The organism is Micromonospora sp. MP36 (genome assembly GCF_008119785.1).
Lineage (GTDB): Bacteria > Actinomycetota > Actinomycetes > Mycobacteriales > Micromonosporaceae > Micromonospora.
On record NZ_VSFA01000011.1, the window covers coordinates 1 to 23,209 of the forward strand.

Annotated in this window: 18 protein-coding genes and 2 pseudogenes; 11 read left to right on the top strand and 9 right to left on the bottom strand. The window is 75.6% G+C overall.

Features of this window, described 5'->3' with window-relative positions; genetic code table 11:
* Nucleotides 1-98 precede the first annotated feature (98 nt).
* On the bottom strand, nt 99-587 hold the full coding sequence (locus tag FXF52_RS12095; protein WP_148796505.1) for a YbaK/EbsC family protein: 489 nt from the start codon (nt 585-587) through the stop codon (nt 99-101).
* A 5-nt stretch (nt 588-592) separates the two neighbouring features.
* Entirely contained in the window at nt 593-1,348 is a 756-nt protein-coding gene (locus FXF52_RS12100) for a TetR/AcrR family transcriptional regulator (protein ID WP_255471864.1), read from the bottom strand.
* Nucleotides 1,349-1,440: 92 nt separating this feature from the next.
* On the opposite strand from FXF52_RS12100, the gene FXF52_RS12105 reads away from it, so the two are divergent.
* Nucleotides 1,441-2,637, top strand: a complete 1,197-nt coding sequence (locus tag FXF52_RS12105; protein ID WP_148796507.1) for an FAD-dependent monooxygenase — start codon at nt 1,441-1,443, stop codon at nt 2,635-2,637.
* On the opposite strand, the gene FXF52_RS12110 is transcribed toward FXF52_RS12105, so the two are convergent.
* The 3 genes from FXF52_RS12110 to FXF52_RS12120 are packed head-to-tail and all read right to left on the bottom strand — an operon-like array spanning nt 2,619 to nt 5,412.
* Nucleotides 2,619-3,431: an FAD:protein FMN transferase gene (locus FXF52_RS12110; RefSeq protein WP_148796509.1), complete on the bottom strand. Its 813-nt coding sequence runs from the start codon at nt 3,429-3,431 to the stop codon at nt 2,619-2,621. The genes FXF52_RS12105 and FXF52_RS12110 overlap by 19 nt on opposite strands.
* A gap of 14 nt (nt 3,432-3,445) precedes the next feature.
* The gene (locus FXF52_RS12115; protein ID WP_148796511.1) at nt 3,446-3,994 is read right to left on the bottom strand and encodes an FMN-binding protein; all 549 of its coding nucleotides are present in this window, start codon (nt 3,992-3,994) and stop codon (nt 3,446-3,448) included.
* Between the two features lie 20 nt (nt 3,995-4,014).
* Nucleotides 4,015-5,412: a ferric reductase-like transmembrane domain-containing protein gene (locus FXF52_RS12120; protein ID WP_148796513.1), complete on the bottom strand. Its 1,398-nt coding sequence runs from the start codon at nt 5,410-5,412 to the stop codon at nt 4,015-4,017.
* Between the two features lie 545 nt (nt 5,413-5,957).
* On the opposite strand from FXF52_RS12120, the gene FXF52_RS12125 reads away from it, so the two are divergent.
* The 5 genes and pseudogenes from FXF52_RS12125 (at nt 5,958) to FXF52_RS12140 (ending at nt 12,899) form a co-directional block, all read left to right on the top strand.
* Nucleotides 5,958-6,461: an SAV_6107 family HEPN domain-containing protein gene (locus tag FXF52_RS12125; RefSeq protein ID WP_148796516.1), complete on the top strand. Its 504-nt coding sequence runs from the start codon at nt 5,958-5,960 to the stop codon at nt 6,459-6,461.
* Nucleotides 6,462-6,604: 143 nt separating this feature from the next.
* On the top strand, nt 6,605-7,369 hold the full coding sequence (locus FXF52_RS12130; RefSeq protein ID WP_148796518.1) for a hypothetical protein: 765 nt from the start codon (nt 6,605-6,607) through the stop codon (nt 7,367-7,369).
* Between the two features lie 22 nt (nt 7,370-7,391).
* Nucleotides 7,392-8,687 (top strand): annotated as a pseudogene (locus tag FXF52_RS12135) (DNA polymerase Y family protein); the annotation flags it as partial.
* Nucleotides 8,688-8,804: 117 nt separating this feature from the next.
* A pseudogene (locus FXF52_RS44030) lies at nt 8,805-9,134 on the top strand (DNA polymerase Y family protein); the annotation flags it as partial.
* A gap of 363 nt (nt 9,135-9,497) precedes the next feature.
* Complete coding sequence (locus FXF52_RS12140; RefSeq protein WP_148796522.1) at nt 9,498-12,899, top strand: error-prone DNA polymerase; 3,402 nt, start codon at nt 9,498-9,500, stop codon at nt 12,897-12,899.
* A 48-nt stretch (nt 12,900-12,947) separates the two neighbouring features.
* On the opposite strand, the gene FXF52_RS12145 is transcribed toward FXF52_RS12140, so the two are convergent.
* Nucleotides 12,948-13,667: a sulfite exporter TauE/SafE family protein gene (locus FXF52_RS12145; RefSeq protein ID WP_187413460.1), complete on the bottom strand. Its 720-nt coding sequence runs from the start codon at nt 13,665-13,667 to the stop codon at nt 12,948-12,950.
* 179 nt (nt 13,668-13,846) lie between these two features.
* On the opposite strand from FXF52_RS12145, the gene FXF52_RS41585 reads away from it, so the two are divergent.
* The 5 genes from FXF52_RS41585 to FXF52_RS12165 all read left to right on the top strand — a co-directional run bounded on the left by FXF52_RS41585 (nt 13,847) and on the right by FXF52_RS12165 (nt 17,777).
* On the top strand, nt 13,847-14,023 hold the full coding sequence (locus FXF52_RS41585; protein WP_187413461.1) for a hypothetical protein: 177 nt from the start codon (nt 13,847-13,849) through the stop codon (nt 14,021-14,023).
* Between the two features lie 14 nt (nt 14,024-14,037).
* Nucleotides 14,038-14,787 carry a methyltransferase domain-containing protein gene (locus tag FXF52_RS12150; protein ID WP_187413462.1) on the top strand — a complete coding sequence of 250 codons (750 nt, stop codon included), beginning with the start codon at nt 14,038-14,040 and terminating at the stop codon, nt 14,785-14,787.
* Nucleotides 14,784-15,947, top strand: coding sequence for an alkaline phosphatase family protein (locus tag FXF52_RS12155; RefSeq protein WP_148796528.1), 1,164 nt, complete (start codon nt 14,784-14,786; stop codon nt 15,945-15,947). Before FXF52_RS12150 ends, FXF52_RS12155 begins: the two co-directional genes overlap by 4 nt.
* A gap of 59 nt (nt 15,948-16,006) precedes the next feature.
* A complete protein-coding gene (locus FXF52_RS12160) occupies nt 16,007-17,266 on the top strand; it encodes a DNA polymerase IV (protein WP_148796530.1) in 1,260 nt (419 codons plus the stop codon).
* A 115-nt stretch (nt 17,267-17,381) separates the two neighbouring features.
* Entirely contained in the window at nt 17,382-17,777 is a 396-nt protein-coding gene (locus tag FXF52_RS12165) for a DUF3040 domain-containing protein (RefSeq protein ID WP_148796532.1), read from the top strand.
* Between the two features lie 150 nt (nt 17,778-17,927).
* Here the strand turns inward: FXF52_RS12165 and FXF52_RS12170 are convergent, their stop codons facing one another.
* From FXF52_RS12170 to FXF52_RS12180, 3 genes are all read right to left on the bottom strand, one after another.
* Nucleotides 17,928-20,390, bottom strand: coding sequence for a DUF3488 and transglutaminase-like domain-containing protein (locus FXF52_RS12170; RefSeq protein WP_148796535.1), 2,463 nt, complete (start codon nt 20,388-20,390; stop codon nt 17,928-17,930).
* A gap of 96 nt (nt 20,391-20,486) precedes the next feature.
* Nucleotides 20,487-21,785, bottom strand: coding sequence for a DUF58 domain-containing protein (locus FXF52_RS12175; protein WP_148796537.1), 1,299 nt, complete (start codon nt 21,783-21,785; stop codon nt 20,487-20,489).
* Nucleotide 21,786: 1 nt separating this feature from the next.
* Nucleotides 21,787-22,836 carry a MoxR family ATPase gene (locus FXF52_RS12180; RefSeq protein WP_148796539.1) on the bottom strand — a complete coding sequence of 350 codons (1,050 nt, stop codon included), beginning with the start codon at nt 22,834-22,836 and terminating at the stop codon, nt 21,787-21,789.
* Nucleotides 22,837-23,209 lie beyond the last annotated feature (373 nt).

Consider the following 23,209-nt stretch of genomic DNA (forward strand, 5'->3'; position numbering starts at 1 on the left):
GCTCGCTCACGCCACCGCTCACGCCACCGCTCCGCTTCGCTCCGCGCCGGCGCGAGCCGCCTCGCTGCTGAGCTTGATGGTTCGCTCGCTTCGCTCGCTCACGCCACGTCGGCGGGGGCGCCGGAGGTGATCCGCAGCAGCTCCGCGTACGTGGTGGGGAAGACCGCCTGCGGCACGCCGCCGGCCGCCCACACCTCGTCGTACGCCTGCAGGGCGGTGTCGACCAGGGTGCGCAGCGGCCGGGGGTGGCCGACCGGGGCGACCCCGCCGATCACCTGACCGGTGTGCCGCTTGACGAACTCCGGGGTGGCCCGGCGCAGCCGGGTGACCCCGAGGGACGCGGCCAGCCCGGCGGTGTCCACCCGGTGCGCGCCCGAGGTGAGTACCAGCAGCGGCTCTTCGTCCGCGTCGAAGATGAGCGAGTTGGCGATGGCGCCGACGCCGACGCCGAGCGCCTCGGCCGCCGCCGCGGCGGTGTGCACCGCCTCGGGGAGCAGGCGAACCTGGCTCGGTCCGCCGGAGCCGTCGCGGGCGCCCGCGTCGTCGAGCGTCCGCTGCACCGTCTGCACGTTCGGGTGTGGCTGCATGCCGGTCATTCTCCCTGCCGCGTCCCCTCAGGTGCCCTCGCCCCAGCCGTGCGGGTGGTGATGAGGGCCTGGATGCCGTCGAGGATGCGGGCGAGGCCGAAGTCGAGGGCCTGGTCGCCGGCGGCCTCGGCGGCGGCCGAGCGGAGCGCGACGTCCAGCGCCGGGAAGCGTTCCGCCCGGCCCTGCAGCAGCGTGGCGAACCCGGCCTCCCACGCCCGTCCGGGCGTCTCGGCGGTGCTCGCCGCCGAGTGCTGGGCCAGGTTGCGGGCGTGTCCGATCAGGAGCACCGCGACGTCGAGCTGTTCGCCGCCGGTCAGCCCGGTGCCGGTCAGGGCGGCGACCACCCGTTCCAGCCAGGCCAGCTCGTTGGGGCCGGGCAGCCGGGGGCCGATGGTCGCCGCGTTGGCCCAGGGGTGGTGGCGGAATCGGTCGAACATCTGCCGGGTCCAGTCGTCGAGCTGGCCGCGCCAGTCCACGCCCGCCCGGGGCGGGGGCGGCTCGCCCATCGCCGCCTCCAGCATCAGGGCGACCAGCTCCGCCTTACCGGGCACGTACCGGTAGAGCGCCATCTTGGTGACGTCCAGCGACTCGGCGACCCGCTGCATGGTCAGCCCGTCGAGCCCGTCGGCGTCGGCGATGGCGATGCCGGCCCGGGCGATCGCGGCCAGCGTGAGGGTGGGGCGGGGCCCGCGCCGGGGCCCGCTGGGCGTGACCCAGAGCAGCTCGTACAGCCGCCGCATGTCGGCGGTACCGGTTTCCACGGGGCATCCCTCCGAGCGGTCTTGTCCGGGACGGAAAACTGTGTCTACTATACTCTGTATCCGACGGACACAGTTTTGAATGCGGGGAACCCATGTCCCACACCCTTCCGTTGCGCGGTTTGCGCGTGCTCGTCTCCGGCGCCGGAGTGGCCGGCCCGGCCGTGGCCTGGTGGCTGGCCCGCTACGGGGCCGAGGTCACCGTCGTCGAGGCCGCCCCGGCGCTGCGGACCAGCGGCTTCGCGGTCGACTTCCGGGGGCCGACCCACCTCGGCGTGCTGGCCGCCATGGGCGTGCTCGACGAACTGCGCGCGGTGCAGACCCACGCCGGGGCGATGAGCCGGGTGGACGAGCAGGGCCGGGAAATCTTCCGGCTGCCGGCCGAGTTCGCGGGCGGCGAGCTGGAGGTGCTCCGCCGGGACCTGTCCCGGATCCTGTTCGAACACGGCGCCGACCGGGTGGAGTACCTGTTCGGCGACCGGATCACCGCGCTCACCGAGACCGCCGACGGAGTGCACGTCGAACTCGCCCGGGCCGGCTCCCGCACCGTCGACCTGGTGGTCGGCGCCGACGGGCTGCACTCGGGCGTACGCCGGCTCGTCCTCGGCCCGGAGTCGGCGTACGTCACCCACCTCGGCTACCACCTGGCCGGCTGGGACCTGCCCAACGACCGCGGCTTCGACGCCGTACCCCGGCACTACAACGTGCCAGGGCGGATGGCCAGCGTCGCCGCCGACCAGCGCGACCCGCACCGGGCAGGCGCCTTCGTCGTCTTCGCCTCGCCCCGGCTGGACCAGGACCGGCTCGACCTGGACCGGCAGAAGGCGGTGATCGCCGACGCCTTCGCCGGACTGGGCTGGCACGTGCCGCACCTGCTGGCCGGCCTGCGCGCCGCGCCGGAGCTCTACTTCGACGCCATCGCCAAGGTACGCGTACCCCACTGGCACACCGACCGGACCGTGCTGCTCGGCGACGCGGCGTGGGGGGTCACCCTCGGCGGGATGGGGGTCGGCACCGGCGTGGTCGGGGCGTACGTGCTCGCCGGCGAGCTGGCCCTGGCCGGCGGGGATCCCCGGGTGGCCCTGCCCGCGTACGAGCGGCAGATGCGCGGGTACGCCTCCCGCTGGCAGCGCGGCGCCAGCCCCGGCCACTTCCTCGCCCCGGCCACCGGGTGGGGACTGTGGCTGCGCGACCGGCTGCTGTCCGCCCGCCCGGTCCAGGCGATGCTGGTCCGCAGCACCGGCTCGCTAGCCACCGACGCGGGCCTGCCCGACTACGCGGCGCGGGTCTGAGTCCCCGCTCGGGTGCCGGGCCAGTTCGAGGTGGCCCGGACCCGACCGGCGGCGTCCACCACCAGGGCCGCGTAGCCGTCCAGGGTGGCCAGCCAGTCGAGCGCGTCCGCGCCCCGGGCGGCGGCCGCGGTCGCGTACACGTCGGCCCAGAGCAGCTCGGGGCCGACCACGGTGACCGACCGGACGGCCTCGGCGGGCCGGCCGGTGTGCGGGTCCAGGATGTGCGCCCCGCGCCGCGCGGTGCCCGAGGTGGCGACCGCGCCGCCCGCCCGCTCGACCACGTCGAGCATCCGTTCGGGGCGGTCGGGGTCCTCGATCCCGACCAGCCAGGCCGGCCGGCCCGGGGCGGTGCGCAGCAGCACGTCCCCGCCGGCGTTGAGGCAGAGGTCGTGCTCGGGCAGGTCGGCGAGGTGGCGCGCGGCCCGCTCCACCGCCCACCCCTTGACCAGGCCGGACGGGTCGAAGCCGGTGCCGCCGCCGGGCAGCGGCAGGTGCCGGGCGTCGAACCACCCGCCGGTGCGGGCGCGGGCCAGCTCGCAGAGCTCCACCACCTCGCGCACCACGGGCGCGGCGGTGGCCGGGTCGGGCACGGCGCCGCCGAGCCGGCCCAGCACGCTCTCCGGCCGGTACGTGCTGAACACCGCGTCCATCTCGCCCAGCTCGGCGAAGACCCGCTCCACCCGCTCCGCCACCGTGTCGGTGTGCACCTCCGGCCCGCGCAGGTGGACGCTGACCGGCAGCCCCATCACCTGCACCACCCAGGCCCGCCGGTCCAGTTCCGTCGTCAGGTTCATCGTCGCCACCCCGTTCACTTCAGGTGCGCCGCGTCGATCGCGGACTGGAGGGACTCGCGGTAGCCGTCGCTGGTGACGGTGGCCCCGGAGACGGTGTCGATCCGGGCGCTCTGCGCGGCCAGGGCCTCCTGCCGCAGGACCGGCACCGCGTAGTCGTTGATCTCCTGGTCCCGGTGGTTGCCGTCCGGCACCTGCACCGCGGTGACGTCGGTGATCTTCCCGCCGGAGACGGTGATCCGGACCTGCACCGGCCCCCACCGGGTCTGGGCCACCGCCCCGGTGGCCGTGCCGTTGCCGCTGCCGCTCGACGTGCCGCCACTGCCGCCCGACGTGCCGCCACTGCCGCCCGACGTGCCGCCACTGCCGCCCGACGTGTCGCCGCTCGACAAGCCCGAACCGGTGGAGCCGGCGTCCGTGCCGCTCCAGGAACTGCCGGTCGAGCCGTCCGAGCCGGAGGCGATCGCGCTGGTGTCCCCGCCCGCGCCCATGGTGCTGGTCTTGTAGCTGAACAGCAGCACCACGGTGGCCACCGTGGCGAGCAGCCAGAGGGTGATCCGTCGCACGGATCCTCCTTTCGCGCCTGTCACCAGGCGAAACGTTCGTGATGGGTGTGCGCGTCGGGGACCCCCGCCGCACGGGTCGCGGCGCGGGCGGCGTCGACCCAGCCGTCCGGTCCGCAGAGGAAGACGTCGTGACCGGCGATGCCGGGGGAGAGCCGGCGCAGCGCCTCCGCGTCGGACAGCCCCTCGGCGTACCCGGGCAGCCACGCCGGGCGCGCCGCCCGCGGGCCGATCAGGTAGTGCACCACCAACCCGCGCTCGGTGGCGAGTTGCTCCAGCTCCGCCCGGAAGGCCAGGTCGTCCGGGGTACGCGCGCGGTAGAGCAGCACCGCCTCGCCGGGGGCGTACGGCAGCTCCCAGAGCAGCGCCAGCAGCGGGGTGATCCCGACCCCGCAGGCGAACATGGTGATCCCGCCGCCGCGCCAGTGCTCCCCGGTCAGCCGCCCGTACGGCCCCTCGACCAGCACCCTGGTGCCGGGGCGCAGGGTGGCCACCCGGGCGGTGTCGTCACCCAGGTCCTTGACCGTGATCCGCATCAGGCCCCCGTTCGGCGGCGCCGACAGCGAGTACGGGTGCGCCCGGGACCAGCCGGGGCCGCCCAGGAACCGCCAGAGGAGGAACTGCCCGGCCCGGACGGGCAGCCGGTGCAGCTCGCGTCCGCGCAGCCAGACCGAGGTGACTCCGGGCGCCTCGGGGACCACCGCGGCCACCTCGATCCGGTGCCGCAGCGAGCGCCAGGCGGGCAGCCCGAGCCGGTAGACCAGCACGCTGGCCAGCGCCAGCAGGTAGACCGTCCACCAGTAGCCGCGGGCCGTCGCCGAGCCGACGAAGTCGGCGCCGGCCCAGAGCTGGTGCGGCAGCGCCAGCGCGATGCCGAGGTACGCGTACAGGTGCAGCAGGTGCCAGGACTCGTAGCGCAGCCGGCGCCGGGCCGCCCGGACCGAGGTCACCACCACCAGCACCAGCAGGGCCAGCGCCGCGGTGGCCAGCAGCATCCCCGGGTACGTGACGACCAGCTCCCAGGTCTCGGCCAGCACGCCCCGCCGGGCGGTGCCGGCGTACCCCAGGGTGGTCAGCACCACGTGGGCGAGCAGCAGGTGGAAGGAGGTGAAGCCGGCGAGCCGGTGCCAGCGGGCGATCCGGTCCTGACCGAAGCGCCGCTCGATCAGCGGTACCCGGGCCATCAGCACCACCTGGATGAGCATCAGGTCGGCGCTGACCAGACCGGCGAGCCGGCCGAGCGAGGTGAGACCGGTGGCGAGGCCGCCGAGCAGCTCCTGCACCCCGCGGCCGGCGGTCCAGAGGGCGGTGACGACCAGCAGGCTGAGCACCGCGGCGGTGCCGGCGACGTCGGCCCACCAGGCGGGGACCGCCGGCAGGGTACGGCGCGCGCTCCGCCGGTCGGCGACGGCGGCGGTCATGAGTGAGTTTCTTCGGTCCGGCTCACGTTCATGGGTCAACTCTGGGCCGGGGAACTCGGCGCGCCCTTTGCCGATGCTGTGGGCCGGCTGAGAATCCGGCTCGCCTCCGCGTGTCCCGGGCGACGCGCCGGGCCGGGAGGCGATCGGCACGCCGGGCGCGCACACGTTGCATTTTTGTCGGAGGGGAGGTGTACTGTCAGGGCAGTTAGAACGAATGTTCGATTCGCTCGTACGCTCGTTCCAACGCCCGGGAGAGGTGTTTCGCGGCGCCGGCTCCCGGGAGGTGCGGTTCCGCGGACCGCACCGGGCTCCGGACAGTCGCGAGTCCGGACCCGTCAGGCAGGATCGTCGCCCGCCGCCCACGACCCCCGGGCGGCGGGCGACGGACCCGCCGGTACGCCGGCCGGGTGTGGTGTGGGGAAGCGTCCACACCCGGCCGGCCCCCACCTGGTGCGTCTTCCTCCGCACCGCCTGCTCCGGGCGTCCCGCCGGCGGATCCGATCCGTCGCGTGACCGCCCGCCCCGGCCCACGCGGAGGAGAGACCATGCCGACCAGTCCGGCCCAGGCCCCGACGGTGCCCGCGCACGTGCTGCCGCACCGCACCCCCGCCCAGTTGCTCGCGGTGGCCCGCCACGGGCTGGCCGAGGCCGCCCGGACCCGCCCCGACGGCCTCCGGTACGCCGCCGCCCACCTCGCGGCGCTGCGCGCCGCCGCCGCGCTGCTGGCCGCCCGCGCCCGTCCCGCGCCCACCCGGCGCAACCGGATCACCAGCGTCTGGATCCTGCTCTCCACCGTCGCCCCCGAGCTCGACGAGTGGGCCGGCTACTTCGCCGCCGGGGCGAGCAAGCGGGCCGCCGCCGAGGCCGGCATCCCCCGGGTGGTCACCGCCCGGGAGGCCGACGACCTGCTCCGCGCCGCCGAGGAGTTCGTGGCCGTGGTGGAGACCGCGCTCGGCCTGGCGCACCAGCCGGCGCTCGACGGTCCGCACCGGCCACTCCGGCTCGGCGTGTCCGACGCCGCGCCGCGACCCGGAGCAGCCGCCGCCTGAGCCGGCGACGTCCGGCCACCCGACGGGGAGGCGGGTGGCCGGACGCCGCCGTGCCCGGTCCGGCGGCGTTGGCCGCAGTGGGAGATCCAGCACCACCACCACGGGTCCTATCCGTGGGCGACACACGACAGGGGGTAGGGCCGATGGCGGGCCGCATGGTGGTCGGTTCCGCCGCGCTGGCCGAGCTGGTGCGCCCGGCGAGCGCGCCCGACCCGGCGGGCGGCCACCGGGTGCTGCCCGTCCGGCCCGAACTCACCGGGCTGCTGCCCAACCGTGGGCTGCGCCGTGGCAGCACCATCGCGGTCGGCGTCGGGCAGCCCCGGCGCAGCGGCGGGACGTCGCTGATCCTCGCCCTGCTGGCCGAGGCGTCCCGGGCCGGCTCCTGGTGCGCCGTGGTCGGCGTGCCCACCTTCGGGGCCGGCGCGGCGGCCGAGGCCGGGATCGCCCTGGACCGGCTCGCTCTGGTGCCGCACCCCGGGCCCGAGTGGCCCACCGTGGTCGCCGCGCTCATCGACGGGGTCGACGTGGTGGTCACCGCCGTGCCGGCCACGGTCTCCGCCTCCGTCGCCAACCGGCTGGCCGCCCGGGCCCGGCAGCGCGGCAGCGTGCTCGTCCCGTACGGCCGGTGGGACGGCGCGGACGTCACGCTCCAGGTGGTCCGGGGGGTCTGGGAGGGGCTCGGCCCGGGCCGGGGGCGGCTGCGCCGCCGGGAGGTGACCGTCTCGGCCCGCGGGCGGGGCGCGGCCGCCCGCCCCAAGGAGATCAAGGTCTGGCTGCCCGGCGACGAGCTGACCCGGGTCATCCCGCGGGCGACCGGTGTCGCCGCCCGCACCGTCCCGCCCCGGCTCCGCGTGGTGGCGCCGCCCGCACCGACCGCCCGGTCCCTCACCGTGGTCGGCTCGGCATGAGCGAGCGCAGCGAGGCGGCCGCATGAGCGTTACGCCGGTGCGGACCCTGCTGCTCTGGTGCCCGGACTGGCCGGTCCTCGCCGCCGAGATCGTCGACGGGGTGCCCGCCACCGACCCGGTCGCGGTGCTGCACGCCAACCGGGTGGTCGCCTGCTCCGAGCGGGCCCGCGCCGAGGGCGTACGCCGGGGGCTGCGCAAGCGGGAGGCGCAGGGGCGCTGCCCGCAGCTCACCGTCGTCGAGCACGATCCCGGCCGGGACGCCCGGGCGTTCGAGTCGGTGGTGTCCGCCGTCGAGGAGGTGGCCGCCGGGGTCGAGGTGACCCGCCCCGGGGCCTGCGCGCTGGCCGCCCGGGGGCCGAGCCGCTACCTCGGCGGGGAGGAGGCGGCGGCCGAGCGGATCGTCGAGCACGTCGCCCAGACCTGCGCGGTGGAGAGCCAGGTCGGCATCGCCGACGGGGTATTCGCCGCCGGGCTGGCCGCCCGGGACGGGCGCATCGTGCCGCCCGGCGGGACCCCGGAGTTCCTGGCCGCCCTGCCCGTCGAGGCGCTCGGCCGGCCGGTCCTGGCCGATCTGCTGCGCCGGCTGGGAGTGCGTACCCTCGGGGACTTCGCCGCGCTGCCCGCCGGTGACGTGCTGGCCCGGTTCGGCTTCGACGGGGCGCTGGCCCACCGGCTCGCCGCCGGCCGGGACCACCGGCCGCTCGCGGTCCGGCAGCCGCCGGCCGACCTGGCCGTCACCGCCGAGTACGACGAGCCGATCGACCGGGTCGACGCCGCGGCGTTCGCCGCCCGGATGCTGGCCGAGCAGCTGCACGAGCGGCTCGCGGCGTACGGGCTGGCCTGCACCCGGCTCGGCATCGAGGCGGTCACCGCGCACGGCCAGGAGCTGCATCGGGTCTGGCGGCACGACGGGCTGCTCACCGCCGCGGCCATCGCCGATCGGGTCCGCTGGCAGTTGGACGGCTGGCTCTCCGGCAGCAACGGGCGGGGCGGGGCCCGTCCGGCCCGCCCCACTGCCGGCATCATCCGGCTGCGGCTGGTGCCGGACGGGGTGCTCGCCCAGGCCGGCCTGCAGCCCGGGCTGTGGGGGGAGACCGGCGAGGAGCGGGAGCGGGCGCACCGCGCGCTGAGCCGGGTGCAGGGCATCCTCGGCCCCGAGGCGGTGGTCACCCCGGTGCTCGGCGGCGGGCGCTCCCCGGCCGACCAGGTACGCCTGGTCCCGTGGGGCGACGAACGACTGCCCGCCCGCCCCGGCGAGCCACCCCTGCCGGCCGACCCGGCGGGCGGGCCGCCGCCAACCGGGGCGACGCGCTCCGGTGGGGCGACGCGGCCTGGTGGGACGGCACACTCCGGCGGGGCGGCGCGGTCGGGTGGGGCGGCGCACTCCGGCGGGGTGGCGCGGTCGGGTGGGGTGGCGCGGTCGGGTGGGGCGCCCGTCCCGCCGTGGCCGGGGCGGCTGCCGCCGCCCGCGCCGGCCGTGGTGCTGCCTACCCCGCTCCTCGCCACCGTGCACGACGCCGCCGGGGAGCCGGTCGTGGTCAGCGCCCGGCTGGCGGTGAGCGCCGCGCCGGCCCGGCTGGTCGTCGGCACCGGCCGGCCGGCCGAGATCGTCGGCTGGGCCGGTCCGTGGCCGGTGGACGAGCGCTGGTGGGCGCCGGCCGAGGCCCGGCGCCGGGCCCGGTTCCAGGTCTGCCTGGCCGACGGTGGCGCCCTGCTGCTCGCGGTCGAGGGCGGCCAGTGGCTGGTGGAGGCGATCTATGACTGAGCGCCGCGTGGTTGTGCCGTCCCGGGCCCGGCTTGTCGGGCGCCGCGTGGCTGTGCCGTCCCGGGCCCGGCTCGTCGGGCGCCGCGTGGCTGTGCCGTCCCGGGCCCGGCTCCTCGGGCGCTACGAACTTGATGACGTGAACGAATCGCCGCTCGGCCCCGCCCCTGGCCTCGGCCACCTGATTCATCTGCGTCATCAAGTTCGTAGGCGCCCACTGGCCATTCGCCCTGCGGTTCGAACGGCCAGGGCCGGATCGGATCTTGGAAGATTGCGGCCCCTGGAGGGGCCCGATCCTGCCAAGATCTCGGCGCCCTCCTGGCGCCGGCGAGGGAGCAGGCGAGGGAGCGGGCGAGGGGTGGAGCCGTGAGCTTCCACAACCCGAAGATGCCCTGGTCGGAGCTGGAACAGGTGCTCTCCGGGCGGCCCGGCGACGGTGGCGGGCGGTCCGGCAGGGGACGGTCCCGGGACGGACGGTCCCGGGACGAGCGGCACCTGCACGTGGTGGACCCGCTGGCGGTCGACGCCGACGGCGGCGACTCCCCGGCGTGGAGCCGCAAGCGGCAGCATTACGAGCCGCCCGAGCTGCCCCGCCCGGACGATCCGGTGCCCTACGCGGAGCTGCACGCGCACTCCAACTTCAGCTTCCTCGACGGCGCGAGCCACCCCGAGGAGCTGGCCGAGGAGGCCGCCCGGCTGGGGCTCACCGCGCTCGCCGTCACCGACCACGACGGTTTCTACGGCGTGGTGCGGTTCGCCGAGGCGGCCCGCGCGCTGCACCTGCCGACGGTCTTCGGCGCGGAGCTCTCCCTCGGGCTGCCCGGCCCGCAGAACGGCGAGCCCGACCCGCACGGGTCGCACCTGCTGGTGCTCGCCCACGGCCACGAGGGGTACGCCCGGCTGGCGACCGTCATCTCCCGCGCCCAGCTGCGCGGCGGCGAGAAGGGCCGCCCGGTCTATGGCGAGTTGGAGGAGGTCGCGGACGAGCTGCGCGACCACGTGCTGGTGCTCACCGGCTGCCGCAAGGGGCACGTGCCCGGCGCCCTGCTCACCGAGGGCGTCGACGCCGCCGCCCGGGAGCTGGACCGGCTCACCCAGCTCTTCGGGGCCGAGACGGTGGCGGTGGAGCTGACCGACCACGGCCACCCGGTCGACGCCGACCGCAACGACGCCCTGGCCGAGCTGGCCGCCGCGGCGGGGCTGCCCACGGTCGCCACGAACAACGTGCACTACGCCACCCCGGGGCGGCGTCGGCTGGCCACCACCCTGGCCGCGGTGCGCGCCCGGCGCAGCCTGGACGAGATCGACGGCTGGCTGCCCGCCGCCGCCACCGCCCACCTGCGCAGCGGCGCCGAGATGGCCGCGCGGTTCGCCGCGTACCCGGGCGCGGTGGCCCGGGCCGCCGAGTTCGGCGCGGAACTCGCCTTCGACCTGCAACTGGTCGCGCCGAAGCTGCCGGCGTACCCGGTGCCGCCCGGGCACACCGAGATGAGCTGGCTGCGCCGGCTGACCATGGACGGCGCCCGGGAACGCTACGGCCCGCCCGAGGCGCACCCGGAGGCGTACGCGCAGCTGGAGCACGAGCTGCGGATGATCGAGGACCTGGGCTTCCCCGGCTACTTCCTGGTGGTCTACGACATCGTCGCGTTCTGCCGCGAGCAGGACATCTACTGCCAGGGCCGGGGCTCGGCGGCCAACTCGGCGGTCTGCTACGCGCTGCGGATCACCAACGTGGACGCGGTGCGGCACCGGCTGCTCTTCGAGCGCTTCCTCGCCCCGGAACGCGACGGCCCACCCGACATCGACGTGGACATCGAGTCCGACCGCCGGGAGGAGGTGATCCAGCACGTCTACGCCCGGTACGGCCGGGAGCACACCGCCCAGGTCGCCAACGTCATCTCGTACCGGCCCCGGTCGGCGGTGCGGGACGTGGCCAAGGCGTTCGGCTTCTCGCCCGGGCAGCAGGACGCCTGGAGCAAGCAGATCGACCGGTGGGGCTCGGTCGCCGCGGTCGACGTGGCGGACATCCCCGAGCAGGTCATCGAGTACGCCAACGAGCTGCAGACCTTCCCCCGGCACCTGGGCATCCACTCCGGCGGCATGGTGATCTGCGACCGGCCGGTGATCGAGGTCTGCCCGGTCGAGTGGGGGCGGATGCCCGGCCGCAGCGTCCTGCAGTGGGACAAGGACGACTGCGCGGCGGTCAGCCTGGTCAAGTTCGACCTGCTCGGCCTCGGCATGCTCTCCGCGCTGCACTACGGCTACGACATGATCGGGATGAGCCTCGACCTGGGCGACATGACCCTGGAGGACCCCGAGGTCTACGACATGCTCTGCCGGGCCGACTCGGTCGGGGTGTTCCAGGTGGAGAGCCGGGCCCAGATGGCCACCCTGCCCCGGCTCAAGCCCCGCGCCTTCTACGACCTGGTGGTGGAGGTGGCGCTGATCCGTCCCGGCCCGATCCAGGGCGGCTCGGTGCACCCGTACATCCGGCGCAAGAACGGCCAGGAGCCGGTGACGTTCCCACATCCGCTGATGCGCAACGCGCTGGAGAAGACCCTCGGCGTGCCGCTGTTCCAGGAGCAGCTCATGCAGCTCGCCATCGACCTGGCCGGCTTCGACGCGGCCGGGGCCGACCAGCTGCGCCGAGCGATGGGGGCGAAGCGCTCGGCGGAACGAATGGCGCAGATCGCCGACCGGCTGTACGCCGGAATGGCCGAGCGGGGCATCACGGGGGAGTTGGCCGACGACGTCTACCGCAAGCTCACCGCCTTCGCCAGCTACGGCTTCCCGGAGAGCCACGCGATGAGCTTCGCCTACCTGGTGTACGCCAGCTCCTGGCTCAAGCGCTACCACCCGGGCCCGTTCCTGGCCGCCCTGCTCAACGCCCAGCCGATGGGCTTCTACTCGCCGCAGACCCTGGTCGACGACGCCCGGCGGCACGGCGTCGAGGTACGCCGGCCGGACATCAACGCCAGCGGCGCCAAGGCGGTGCTGGAGTCCACGCCGGAGACCCGGTGGGGGAGCCAGCCGGGGGAGCCGCCGCACACCTGGGGGCTGGGCGGCCCGGCGGTCCGGCTCGGGCTGGGCAGCGTACGCACCCTCGGTGACGACGTGGCCGAGCGGATCGAGGCGGAGCGGGCGGCGCACGGGCCGTACCGGGACATGCCCGACCTGGCCCGCCGGGTCGGGCTCACCGCCGCGCAGCTGGAGGCGCTGGCCACCGCGGACGCCTTCGCCTGCTTCGGGCTGACCCGGCGGCAGGCCCTCTGGGCCGCCGGTGCGGCGGCCCAGGACCGGCCGGGCCGGCTGCCCGGCACGGTGACCGGCGCGACCCCGCCCACCCTGCCCGGGATGGAGGCGGTGGACCGGCTGGTCGCCGACGTCTGGGCCACCGGCCTGTCCCCGGAGAGCCACCCGGCCCGGTTCATCCGGGACCGGCTGGACGCCCTGGGCGCGGTGCCGATCGCCCGGCTCGGCCGGGTGGAGCCCGGCCAGCGGATCCGGGTCGGCGGGATCGTCACCCACCGGCAGCGGCCGGCGACCGCGGGCGGGGTCACCTTCCTCAACCTCGAGGACGAGACCGGGATGCTCAACGTCACCTGCTCGCACGGGCTCTGGCAGCGCTACCGGCGGGTCGCCCGCACCAGCGGGGCGCTGGTGGTGCGGGGCCGGCTGCAGCGGCACGAGGGCGTCACCAGCCTCACCGCGGCCCGGCTGGACGCGATCGACCCGCCGGTCACCCCGGCCTCCCGCGACTTCCGCTGACGCGGTCAGGACCTGGCTGATGCCGGGCGCGGCCGGCGGACGACCGGCTCAGCCGGCGAGGGCGGCGAGGGCGGCGCCGGCGCTGCCGAGCAGCCCGACCAGCACGATCCGCCGGAACACCACCGGGTCGATCCGGTGGAACAGCCGGTTCCCCAGCCACCAGCCGAGCGGTACGGCGGGGAGCGCCACGAGGGCGATCCGCACCAGGTCGGCGTGCACCTGACCGGCGAGCAGGAACCCCACCAGCCCGACGAGCCCGGTGCCGGAGAAGGTCGCGGCGAGCGTCGCCCGGAAGGTACGCGGGTCGTAGCCGAGCGAGTGGAACGCGGCGACCAGCGGCGGCCCGTTGGTGCCGGTGGCCGCCGTGAGCACGCCGACCAGCACGCCGATCGCGCCGAGCCCGACCCGGCCGGTGCGGATCCGGGCACCGCGGGCGACCAGCGCGACGCAGCCGAGCACCACCACCGCGATCAGCCCGTTGAGCAGCCGGTCCGGCGCGTACGCGAGCACCAGCAGGCCGGCCGGCAGACCGAGCAGGGCGGTCGCGTTGAGCGCCGCCGCCACCCGCCACCGGGCGTACCCGCGCTCCCGGACCGCCACCGTGAGGGTCAGCCCGATGCCGGTCAGCGCGGAGAGCACGACCGCGCTGCGGGGGTCGATCGCGGCGGCCAGCAGCGGCACGGTCAGCAGCGCGTACCCGAAGCCGCTCACCGCCTGCGCGAACGCCCCGAGCAGCACGATGCCGAAGGCGCAGAGCAGGACGACCATCTGGTCAGCCTGATCCGGTCGGCGGTGGGTCGGCAACAGGCCCACGCCGTGGAGATCTTCGCCACACCGGCCCGGCAGCGGGCATGGCGTCGGCCACATCCCCGTTTCACGGACCGACGGGCCGGAGATACGGTCCGCCGGCGTGGGCAGAGCGGCCCACGCAGGAAAGGTGGAGAACGATGACGGGGAGCAACTCCTACCGCGGCGTCGCGAACGCCCGACGGACCCGACTCGGCGCGGACTGGGTCCCGGCGCACGACACCGAGGTGCACGAATACCCGGTGACCGACGGGCCGGTGGCCAACGCCCACCGCTCCCGCGCCGAGGAGGACCCGGCCGGAGGCGGCGAGTCCTGACCCCGCTGGCGCGGGTGACTAGGCTCGGCGGGGTGGAGCAGACCCGAACCCAGACCCCCCGTACCGCCGTGATCTGGGCGGTGCTCCGGGCCGAGCTGGATCGCCGCGCCGGCGAGCGGCTCACCGTGCTCGACGTCGGCGGCGGCACCGGCGGCTTCGCCGTCCCGCTCGCCGAGGCCGGCCACCACGTCACGGTGGTCGACGCCAGCCCCGACGCGCTCGCCGCGCTGACCCGCCGGGCCGCCGAGGCCGGGGTCGCCGATCGGGTACGCGCGGTGCAGGGCGACGGCGACGCGCTCTCGGCGTTGGTCCCGCCGGCCAGCATGGACCTGGTGCTCTGCCACTCCGTGCTGGAGGTCGTCGACGAACCGGCGTCGGTGATGTCGGCGCTGGTGGGCGCGCTGCGCCGGGGCGGCGCCGCCAGCGTCCTGGTCGCCGGGCGGGCCGCCGCCGTGCTCGGCCGCGCGATGAACGGCCACCTCGACGTCGCCGCCGCGCTCGCCGCCGACCCGGACGGCAGCGCCGGCCCGCGGGACACCCTGCGCCGGCGGTACGACGCCGACGGGGCGGCCGCCCTGCTTACGGCCGCTGGCCTCACCGTCGAGGAGATCCACGGCGTACGCGTCCTGGCCGACCTGCTGCCCGCCGCCGTGGCGGACGGTGGGTCGGCCGCGCTGGTCGAGCTGGAGCGGGCCCTGGCGGCCCGGCCGCCGTACCGGGACATCGCCGCCCAGCTGCACCTGTTCGCCCGCCGCCCGGCATGACCGACCCGGCGGTGGATCCGCTCGCCCCGGTCGCCCCCCGCTACGGCGGCGGCAGCCTCGCCGACGTGCTGCCCAGCGCGCTCGCGGTGCTCGGCGTGCCCGGCGCGGCCGACCTGCTCGGCCTGGCGCCCCGGCTGGCCGGGGTACGCCGGATCGCCGTCCTGCTCGTCGACGGGCTCGGCTGGCACCAGCTCCCCACCGCCGCCCCGTACGCGCCGACCCTGGCCGGGCTGGTCGCCACCGTCGGCACCCCGCTTACCTCCGGGTTTCCCTCCACCACCCCGACCAGCCTGGTCACCCTCGGCACCGGCGCGGCCGCCGGGGCGCACGGGGTGCTCGGCTTCAAGGTCCGGGTGCCGGACACCGACCGGGTGCTCAGCCACATCGAGTGGGCCGGCGACCCCGAGCCGCTGCGCTGGCAGCCCGTCCCCACCCAGTACGAGCGGGCCCGTGCCGCCGGGGTCGCGGTGACCGTGGTCAGCCGCCCCGAGTACGCCGGCAGCGGGCTGACCCTGGCCGCGAACCGGGGCGGCGACTACCGGGGCGCCTCCGACGTCGACGCGCTCGCCGGGCAGATGCTCGCCGCCCTCGCGTCCGGCGCCGGGCCGACCCTGGTCTCCGGGTACCACCCCGACCTGGACCGGCACGGGCACCTGAGCGGCGTCGACTCCGTGCCCTGGCGGCTGGCCGCCGCCGAGGTGGACCGGCTCCTCGTCCGGCTGGTCGACGGGCTGCCGCCGGACGCCGCGCTGCTGGTCACCGCCGACCACGGGCAGCTCAACGTGCCGGCGGACCACCGGATCGACCTGGACACCGATCCCCGGCTGCGGGCCGGGGTGCGGGTGGTCGCCGGTGAGCCCCGGGTCCGCTACCTGCACGTCGAGCCGGGCGCCACCGCCGACGTGGTGGCCGCCTGGTCGGCGGTGCTGGACGGCGCCGCGTGGGTGACCACCCGGGACGAGGCGGTGGCCACCGGCTGGTTCGGGCCGGTGGCCGAGGAGCACCTGCAGCGGATCGGCGACGTGGTGGTGGTCTGCCGGGGCACGTACGCCGTGGTCGCCACCCGATCGGAGAAGCCGATGGAGTCGCGGCTGGTGGCGTACCACGGCGCCGACACGGCCGCCGAGATGACCATCCCGCTCCTGCTCATCCGCGGCTGACCTGCCGTCCGCGCCCGCCCGAGCGGCGGGTTGTCGGACCGGGCGGTTAGCGTGCGGGGATGGGCCGCAGCCAGTCGTTGCCCCGAGGCGGTGATCCGCGTTTCGGGCCGGACGCCGACGACACCGGCTGTCCGATCCTGCACGTCGACATGGACGCGTTCTTCGCCTCCGTCGAGGTGCGCCGCCGGCCCGAGCTGCGCGGCCGGCCGGTCGTGGTGGGCGGGGTCGGGCCGCGCGGGGTGGTCAGCTCGGCCAGCTACGAGGCCCGCCGGTACGGCGTCCGCAGCGCCATGCCGACCGCACGGGCCCGGGCGCTCTGCCCGGACGCGGTCTACCTGCCGCCCGACTTCGCGCAATACTCGGCGGCCTCCCAGGCGGTGATGCGGGTCTTCCGGGATGTCACCCCGCTGGTCGAGCCGCTCTCCCTGGACGAGGCGTTCCTCGACGTCGCCGGCGCCCGCCGGCTCTTCGGCTCGCCGGCCGGGATCGCCCGGCTGATCCGCCGCCGGGTCGCCGAGGAGCAGGGGCTGACCTGCTCGGTCGGGGTGGCGCCGAGCAAGTTCGTGGCGAAGCTCGGCTCCACCCGGGCCAAGCCGGACGGGCTGCTCGTGGTGCCCGCCGCCCGGGTGCTCGACTTCCTGCACCCGCTGCCGGTGGGGGCGCTGTGGGGGGTGGGGGAGCGCTCCGCCGAGACGTTGCGCCGGCTCGGCCTGAACACCGTGGGCGACCTGGCCGAGGCGCCGCTCGGCCTGCTCCGGCGGGCAGTCGGCGAGGCGGCGGCGACCCACCTGCACGAGCTGGCCTGGGGGCGGGACCCACGCCGGGTCTCCCCGGAGCAGGTGGAGAAGTCGATCGGCGCGGAGGCCACCTTCGACGTCGACGTCACCGACCCGGCGCAGATCCGTCGCGCCCTGCTGGCCCTCGCCGAGAAGGTCGGCGCCCGGCTGCGCGCCGCCGGTCAGGTGGGCCGGACCGTGTCGCTCAAGGTCCGGCTGGCCGACTTCCGCACGGTCAGCCGGTCGCGCACCCTCACCGTGCCGACCGACACCGCCCGGGAGATGTTCGACACGGTCTGGGCCCTCTGGACCGCCCTCGCCGCCGGCGAGCCGGTCCGCCTGGTCGGCGTACGCATGGAGGGGCTCGCCGCCGCGGCGGAGACCCCGCGACAGCTCACCCTCGGCGCCCCGGAACGTGGCTGGCGGGAGGCGGAGGCGGCCGCCGACGCGGCCGCTGCCCGATTCGGGCGGTCCGTCATAGGTCCGGCCAGTCTGCTCGGGAAGCGTGATCAGCGACGAATCGAAAAACCGGCCCGGCCGTAGGTCGTCCCGCTTTCCGACGCGCGAGCCCCCTCGTAGACTTGCGGGTAAGCAGCCGGTTGGCTGCCACGGTCTGTCGGCCCGACCGGGCCGACCAACGTGACCGGGGAGGAGTGCCGTGCCGCTCTCGGAGCACGAGCAGCGGCTGTTCGAGCAGATCGAGCGGTCGCTTGCCGAGGACCCCAAATTCGCCTCGGCCGTGCGCGCCAGCGACCCGCGTTTCCACGCGCGGCGTCGCGTGCTCGTCGCTGCCGGCGTGGTCATCGCTGGTCTGGCCCTGTTGATCTACGGAGCCGTGATCAAGGCGCCCCCGGTGGCCGTGGCGGGCTTCGTCGTCATGCTGGCCTCACTCGGCTACGCGGTGCAGTCGCACCGGAGGTCCCAGTCGCCCGACCTGCACGTGGTGGGCGGCACGACGAGCCGGCGCCGTCCCCGGGGCCGGACCGGCCGGCGGGGATCCTTCCTCGACCGGATGGAGGACCGCTGGCGGCAGCGCCCGGAGGGGCACCGCTGACCGGCGTGCAACGACGCTGAGGACAGGCCCACCGGCGCGGCGTGCCGCCGGTCTCATTCTGGTGGCGCGCCGCGTCGCGGAAGTGGTGGCATCCGGTGAACCCGGACACCACCACTTCCAGGACGCAACGCGGTCGTGCCGCGGTGCCGGTCACCGGGCCGGGCGGCCCGCCAGCAGCCGGCGCGGGCTCCACCGGAGCAGCCGCTGCCGCACCTGCCCGCTCACGGTGACCAGTTGGGCGGAACGCTCCGACATCGTGGTCCGCCAGCGCAGCAGCACCGACGGCGGCAGCAGGGCCGCCATGATCCGGGTACGCCGGTCGGCCCGGGCGGCCAGCGCCCCGCGTACCGACCGCAGGGCCGGATGCAGCTCCTCGCCGGCCAGTGGGTCGCGGGCGTAGCGGGCCCGCTCCTCCGCCCGGCCGAGCAGCCGGGCGCCGGTCACCGCGCCGGCGTCCTCGACGAGGGTCTCCCGGACCAGCCGCTCGGCGGTCGCCCGGGGAGTCTCCGTCCGGTCCACGCGGACCTGGAAGTCCACCAGGGTGTCGAGCAGTTCGTCCCAGGCGGCGTGCGCGTCCGCGCGGGCGCGGTCGGCGTCCACCCCGACCACGATGTCGCGTACCTCACCGCGCGGGCCGGGAATGGTGGCCAGCGCGGTGGCCACCGGGGCCGCGACCCGGACCCGCCGGCGCCGGCGCAGCGCGGAGCGGCGCAGCGCCGGCACCGCGAGCAGCGCCAGCAGGGCGAGGGCCCCGGCCGCCCACCACGGCCAGACCGGCGACTGCCGGGCCGGGCCGCCGGCGCCGACGGAGAGGCCCTGGTCGGCGTCCTTGTCGAGCCGGTCCGGACTGTTCGGGCCGGCCGAGGGCTCGACCCCGCCCGGGGCGGCGGTGCTCCCCGGCGACGGGGTGGGCTCGTCGAGGGCCTCCGTGTCGGGGGCCCAGGCGGACCGGACCGACCCGGGGACGCTGGCCGCCGGGGTGGCGTCGAACGGCACCCAGCCGATCCCGCCGAAGTAGACCTCCGTCCAGGCGTGCAGGTTCTGGTTGGTCAGCACGTACGTGCCGCCGCCGGAGTTGTTGCCGTTGGTGAAGCCGAACGCCACCCGGGCCGGGATGCCGGCTTCCCGGACCAGCCAGGCCATCGCGCTGGCGTACTGCTGGCAGAAGCCCGCCTTGGTGGACAGGAAGTCGGTGATGTCGTCCCCGCTGGTGCCGCCCTTGGTCGAGAGCGAGTAGGTGAACCCGTTCTCCACCGAGAAGTAGTCGTAGATCGCCCGGACCTTGTCGTAGTCGGTCTGCTTGCCCTTAATCAGCCGATCGACCAGCTTGCGGACCGCCGGCACCTGCGGCGTGAAGACCTGCTTGCCCAGCACCTGGTCGTCGGCCGGCCGGGACGGCGCCGCGCGCAGCGCGGCCGGGCTGTACGTCGAGCGGACGTAGTCGAACGAGTAGCGCTTGCCCCGCGAGTTCTCCCGGTCCGAGAAGAGGACCTGCAGGTTCGGGTCGTAGCGCCAGCTGCGGCTGAGGTCCTCGGTCTTCACCGGCTCGGCGTAGACCGGCAGCAGCGGCATGTTGAGGTTCTTCGTCACCTCGACCGTGGCCCGGTAGCGCTGCCGCTCGACGTTGCGGCCGGCGCGCCCCGACGGGTCGGGCAGGTCCTGGTTCACCGCCTTCCCGACGGGGACCCGGTCCCGGAAGCCGCTCGGGGTCAGCTCGTCGGCCACGCCGAAGCGCAGGTAGAACGGGTTCGGCTCGTTGGTGGTGACCTTGACCAGCTCGGTCACCTCGGTCCGGTTGAGCTGACCGCTGAGCGCGGCGAACAGGTCGACCCGGCCGCCGCCGTGGCCCGACCGCCCGTTGCCGTCGCCCGTGCCGTTGCCGACGCTGTTCATCAGCCCGCTGGTCATCCCGGGCACAGCCAGCGGCAGCGCCACCGCGAGGGCGACCCCGACCACGGCCAGCCGGCGACCCGCCGCGGCCAGCGGCGAGGCCTCCCAGACGTCGACGTCGCGGCCCTCCCCGGTGAACCGGCGGCCGAACCGGCGTACCCGGTCGACGTTGTCGGTGACCAGCAGCCACAGGTAGCCGCAGGCGCCCACCACGAACGGGGTGGCGGGGACGTTGTCCACGTAGACCGCCACCGGCACCGAGTAGATGGCCAGCATGGGCAGCCCGGCCAGCGCCGGCCGGCGCAGCCCGACGGACAGCACGTCCACCACCACGGCGACGGCACCGATGCCCAGCACGGCGAGGAAGAGCAGCGAGTCGACGTCGTCGACCTTCACGCTGTACGTCCGCATGTCCTGCACCGAGGCACCCAGCAGCTCGCCGAAGTGGGCGAAGGTGCCCGGGGTGGGCAGGAACGCCAGCAACTCGGTGCCGCCCGGGAAGACCCAGGTCAGGCCCAGCGTGAGACCGGCGAGCATGGCGATGATCTGGCCCCACAGGGGTGCCCGGGCCAGCCGGCTCAGCGCGGCGGCGCCGGCCACCACGGCGACCACGATGGCCGCCTCGACCAGCCACGTCCAGTGCTGGAAGATCGCGGACAGCGGGGCCGCCGCCAGCAGGGTCGCCGCGGCGGCGACGAAGCCGAGGTTGCGGTGCGCGGTCACGCCACCGCCTCGCTTCGCTCGCCGGCGGCGCGACGCGCCCCGGTGCTGAGCCAAATGGTTCGCTTGCTCCGCTCCCTCACGAGACCACCCTTCCGGTCATCGCACGCCTCCGGCCACCGTCTCGGCCAGCGCCGCCCGCAGCGCGAAGCCCTGGGAGCCGCGGGCCGCCTGCGGCCAGAGCACGGGCAGCCGGTTGCCGTGCGCCACGCCGATCACCCGCCACCCGCTCTGCAGCAGGGCGAGCGCGGCGCTGCCGTGCGCGTGCTCCGCCTCGCTGCGGGCCTTCGCCGGCAGGTTGAGCCAGGTGGTGCTGTCGAGCAGGAAACCGACGCAGGTCGCGCCGTTGCCGCGCAGCCCGGCCAGCAGCTCCGCCTCGGCGGTGCTCAGCGTGCCGAACAGCGCGATGATCAGCCCGCCGTCGGCGCGCTGCCGGACCTGCTCCACCAGCGTGGTGATCTCGCCGCGCTTGTCGAGGCGTACCTCGGCGAGATGGTCGAGGAGCAGGCCGTCACCGGCCGCCTCGGTGGCGCCGACGTCCGCGCCGGAGCCGGTGACCAGGCGCAGCTTGTAGCCGGCCTGGCGCAGGTGCACGGCGATGCTGGCGGCGGCGGAGACGGACCACTCGAAGCTCGCCGTCGGGCCGTCGCCCCGGTGGCCGGCGGCGCGGGTGTCCAGGACCACCGTGGCGCGGCTCTCCCAGGGCTGCTCCTCCCGGCGCACCATCAGCTCGCCGGTGCGCGCGGTCGACTTCCAGTGCACCCGGCGCAGGTCGTCGCCGACCCGGTACTCCCGGGTGGCCGCGTCGTCCTCGCCGTGCACCGCGACCGAGCGGGCCCGGCTGTCGCCGCTGCCGGCGTATTCGCCGGGGAGGCGGACCGGGGGCAGCGGGGTGACCTGCGGGATCACGGTGAGGTGGTCGATGCTGGGAAAGGCCCGGCTGAGCTCGCAGAGCCCGAACGGGTCGGTCAGCCGGACCACCAGCGGACCCACCTCGTACCGGCCGCGCACGTCGGCCCGCACGGTGTAGGCCACCGAGCTGGCCTGGTGCGCGCCGAGCCGCTCCAGCACCACCCGGGGCCGGCTGCCCAGCGCGTACGGCAGCCGATCCTCCAGCAGCAGGGTGCCGGTCGGCAGGCGGGACAAATTCTGCAGCCGCAGCACCACCCGGGAACTGGCCCCGACCGGCACCCGGTGCGGTTCGAGGGACCGGCTGCAGGCCAGCTTGTAGCGGCTGCGACCCACGTACGCCGCCGCGAGCAGCGGCAGGACGGCGAGCAGGACGGCCACCCGGAGCAGGTCCTTCTCGCCGAGGATGCCGGCGGAGATCGCGGCGGCGACCGCGGCCGCCAGGAACGAGCGGCCGCGGGTGGTCAGCCCGCGCAGCCCGTCGCGCACCTCACGGCCTCCGCGGCTCGAACGGCCCGCGACCGGTGCCACCGGGGCGGGTGTCGTACGGGGAGCGCTTGCGGTCGTGCGGCAGCGGCAGCCGGTGCACCAGCTCGGCGACGATCGCGTCGGTGGTACGCCGGGCGAGCTGCGCGTCGGCGGTCGGGATGATCCGGTGCGCCAGCACCGGCACCGCGAGGGCCTGCAGGTCGTCGGGGAGGACGTAGTCCCGGCCCTCCAGGGCGGCCACCGCGCGGGCGGTGCGCAGCAGCTGGAGGGTGGCCCGCGGGGACGCGCCGAGCCGCAGGTCGGGGGCCTCGCGGGTGGCGGTGACCAGGTCGATCGCGTACTGCTTGACCGCGTCGGCGACGTGCACCTGCCGGACGTGGCCGATGAGCTGGCGGACGGTCGCCGCGTCGGAGACCGGGCGCAGCTCGGTCAGCGGGTCGGTGGCTCCGTGGCCGTCCAGCATGGCCAGCTCGGCGCCGGCGTCCGGGTAGCCCATCGCGATGCGGGCGGTGAACCGGTCGCGCTGCGCCTCGGGCAGCGGGTAGGTCCCCTCCATCTCGATCGGGTTCTGCGTCGCGATCACCATGAACGGCGTCTGCAGCTGGTAGGTGACCCCGTCGACGGTGACCTGCCGCTCCTCCATGCACTCCAGCAGGGCCGACTGGGTCTTCGGCGAGGCCCGGTTGATCTCGTCACCCACCACCAGGTTGGCGAAGACCGCGCCCGGCCGGAACTCGAAGTCGTGCGTCTCCTGGTTGTAGACGCTGACCCCGGTGACGTCGCTGGGCAGCAGGTCGGGGGTGAACTGGATCCGGCGCACCGAGCAGTCGATCGAACGGGCCAGGGCCTTGGCGAGCTTGGTCTTGCCGACGCCGGGCACGTCCTCGATGAGCAGGTGGCCCTCGGCGAGCAGCACGGCCAGGGCGAGCCGGACCGTGGCGGTCTTGCCCTCGATCACCTGCTCGATGTTGGCCACGATGGCCTCGCTGGCCGCGCGGAACTCGTCGTGCGGCAGCAGACCGCCCACCTCGTCCCAGGTCTGTTGTGTCACGGGCCTCCTCCTCGTCGCCTGGACGGCAGCGCTGAATAGAGCACCTGGACCCGCCGTTTGGTTCGCGACGTCGAGCCACGTCTGCCGCAGAAATCTCACTGGTCTCTCAGGCTAACCATGTTTGTCGTTGTCGCCGACCCCCGCAGCCGGTCGGTCGGTTACGCCCCAAATATTCGCCGAACCGGGGGATGAGTCCCCTCCCGTGGAGCGGGCGAGATAGTCGCTGGGCAGGCGGGGTACACTGCCGGACATGGCCGGAGTCTTCCTGCTTCTTACCGGGCCGTGCTGATGCGCTGACGCGCGACAGCACGGCGGCCCCTCCTGCGCGAGGGGCTTTTTTGTGCCCGCAGCAGACCTCCCCATCACCCGATCT

Excerpts from the sequence above, each read along its gene's own strand:
- FXF52_RS12095 (WP_148796505.1), bottom strand. The coding sequence starts at position 587 with ATGCAGCCACACCCGAACGTGCAGACGGTGCAGCGGACGCTCGACGAC.
- FXF52_RS12105 (WP_148796507.1), top strand. The coding sequence starts at position 1,441 with ATGTCCCACACCCTTCCGTTGCGCGGTTTGCGCGTGCTCGTCTCCGGC.
- FXF52_RS12110 (WP_148796509.1), bottom strand. The coding sequence starts at position 3,431 with ATGAACCTGACGACGGAACTGGACCGGCGGGCCTGGGTGGTGCAGGTG.
- FXF52_RS12120 (WP_148796513.1), bottom strand. The coding sequence starts at position 5,412 with ATGACCGCCGCCGTCGCCGACCGGCGGAGCGCGCGCCGTACCCTGCCG.
- FXF52_RS12125 (WP_148796516.1), top strand. The coding sequence starts at position 5,958 with ATGCCGACCAGTCCGGCCCAGGCCCCGACGGTGCCCGCGCACGTGCTG.
- FXF52_RS12130 (WP_148796518.1), top strand. The coding sequence starts at position 6,605 with ATGGCGGGCCGCATGGTGGTCGGTTCCGCCGCGCTGGCCGAGCTGGTG.
- FXF52_RS12145 (WP_187413460.1), bottom strand. The coding sequence starts at position 13,667 with ATGGTCGTCCTGCTCTGCGCCTTCGGCATCGTGCTGCTCGGGGCGTTC.
- FXF52_RS41585 (WP_187413461.1), top strand. The coding sequence starts at position 13,847 with ATGACGGGGAGCAACTCCTACCGCGGCGTCGCGAACGCCCGACGGACC.
- FXF52_RS12155 (WP_148796528.1), top strand. The coding sequence starts at position 14,784 with ATGACCGACCCGGCGGTGGATCCGCTCGCCCCGGTCGCCCCCCGCTAC.
- FXF52_RS12160 (WP_148796530.1), top strand. The coding sequence starts at position 16,007 with ATGGGCCGCAGCCAGTCGTTGCCCCGAGGCGGTGATCCGCGTTTCGGG.